The 2,235-nt window shown below is 45.8% G+C and carries 1 protein-coding gene; it reads left to right on the top strand.

What is annotated here, in order from left to right:
* Window positions 1–20: 20 nt before the first annotated feature.
* Window positions 21–2,235: Rib/alpha-like domain-containing protein (locus J2Z60_RS10835; protein WP_342590258.1), on the top strand; the 2,215-nt coding region annotated here is incomplete at its 3' end.

Below are 2,235 nucleotides of genomic sequence, written 5' to 3'. Positions count from 1 at the left end.
CACAAGGTAAGGATCAGACTGTGAACAAGGGTGATGAGCCAAAGGCCGAAGATAGTATTGCTAACAAGGATGACTTGCCAAAGAACACTGACTACACTTGGAAAGAAACCCCAGATACTTCTAAATCAGGTGACCACGGCGCAACAGTAGTGGTAACTTATCCAGATGGTTCAAAGGACGAAGTTGAAGTTAACATCCACGTAAATTCAGATGCAGAAAGTCACAAACCGCAAGGCCAAGATCAAACTGTCGATAAAGGTCAAGAACCAAAGGCCGGTGACAGTATTGCCAACAAGGATGACTTGCCAAAGAACACTGACTACACTTGGAAGGAAACTCCAGATACTTCTAAATCAGGTGACCACGGCGTAACAGTAGTGGTAACTTACCCAGATGGCTCTCAAGATGAAGTGGACGTAACTATCCACGTCAAGGAGGAAACTCCAACTAAGGAAACTGATGCTGACAAGTACGATCCAAAAGGTCAAGATCAGACTGTGAACAAGGGTGATAAGCCAAACGCAGGCGACAGCATCGTCAACAAGGACGACTTACCAAAGGATACAGGCTACACTTGGAAGGACACCCCAGATACAAACACCCCAGGTGACCACACTGCTACAGTGGTAGTAACTTACCCAGACGGTTCAAAGGATGAAGTTGAAGTTAATATCCACGTCAAGGATGAAACTCCAACTAAGGAAAATGATGCTGACAAGTACGATCCAAAAGGTCAAGATCAGACTGTGAACAAGGGTGATAAGCCAAACGCAGGCGACAGCATCGTCAACAAGGACGACTTGCCAAAGGATACAGGTTACACTTGGAAGGACACCCCAGATACAAACACCCCAGGTGATCACACTGCTACAGTGGTAGTAACTTACCCAGACGGTTCAAAGGATGAAGTTGAAGTTAATATCCACGTCAAGGAGGAAACTCCAACTAAGGAAACTGACGCAGATAAGTACGATCCAAAGGGTCAAGATCAGACTGTGAACAAGGGTGATCAACCTAAGGCGGAAGACAGTATCGCCAACAAGGATGACTTACCAAAGGACACAGGTTACACTTGGAAGGAGACACCAGATACTACTAAGCCAGGTGATCACACTGCTACAGTAGTAGTAACTTATCCAGACGGTTCAAAGGATGAGATTCCAGTACAAATTCACGTAACTGATGACACTCCATCTAAAGAAACCGATGCAGATAAGTACGATCCAAAGGGTCAAGATCAGACTGTGAACAAGGGCGATAAGCCAAACGCAGGTGATAGCATTGCCAACAAGGACGACTTACCAAAGGATACAGGCTACACTTGGAAGGACACCCCAGATACAAACACCCCAGGTGACCACACTGCTACAGTGGTAGTAACTTACCCAGACGGTTCAAAGGATGAAGTTGAAGTTAATATCCACGTCAAGGAGGAAACTCCAACTAAGGAAACTGACGCAGATAAGTACGATCCAAAGGGTCAAGATCAGACTGTGAACAAGGGTGATCAACCTAAGGCGGAAGACAGTATCGCCAACAAGGATGACTTACCAAAGGACACAGGTTACACTTGGAAGGAGACACCAGATACTACTAAGCCAGGTGATCACACTGCTACAGTAGTAGTAACTTATCCAGACGGTTCAAAGGATGAGATTCCAGTACAAATTCACGTAACTGATGACACTCCATCTAAAGAAACCGATGCAGATAAGTACGATCCAAAGGGTCAAGATCAGACTGTGAACAAGGGCGATAAGCCAAACGCAGGTGATAGCATTGCCAACAAGGACGACTTGCCAAAGGATACAGGTTACACTTGGAAGGACACCCCAGATACAAACACCCCAGGTGATCACACTGCTACAGTGGTAGTAACTTACCCAGACGATTCAAAGGATGAAATTCCAGTACAAATTCACGTAACTGATGACACTCCGACTAAGGAAACTGATGCCGACAAGTATGATCCAAAGGGTCAAGATCAGACTGTGAACAAGGGTGATAAGCCAAACGCAGGCGATAGCATTGCCAACAAGGACGACTTGCCAGCAGGTACACACTACGACTGGAAGGACACCCCAGATACAACCACCCCAGGTGATCACACTGCTACAGTGGTAGTAACTTACCCAGACGGTTCAAAGGATGAAATTCCAGTACAAATTCACGTAACTGATGACACTCCGACTAAGGAAACTGATGCCGACAAGTATGATCCAAAGGGTCAAGATC

It is taken from the genome of Lactobacillus colini (assembly GCF_017874575.1).
In the GTDB taxonomy this organism is placed as follows: domain Bacteria; phylum Bacillota; class Bacilli; order Lactobacillales; family Lactobacillaceae; genus Lactobacillus; species Lactobacillus colini.
The sequence above is the reverse complement of the archived record's forward strand: the minus strand, read 5'-3'. Positions and strand labels throughout refer to the sequence as shown.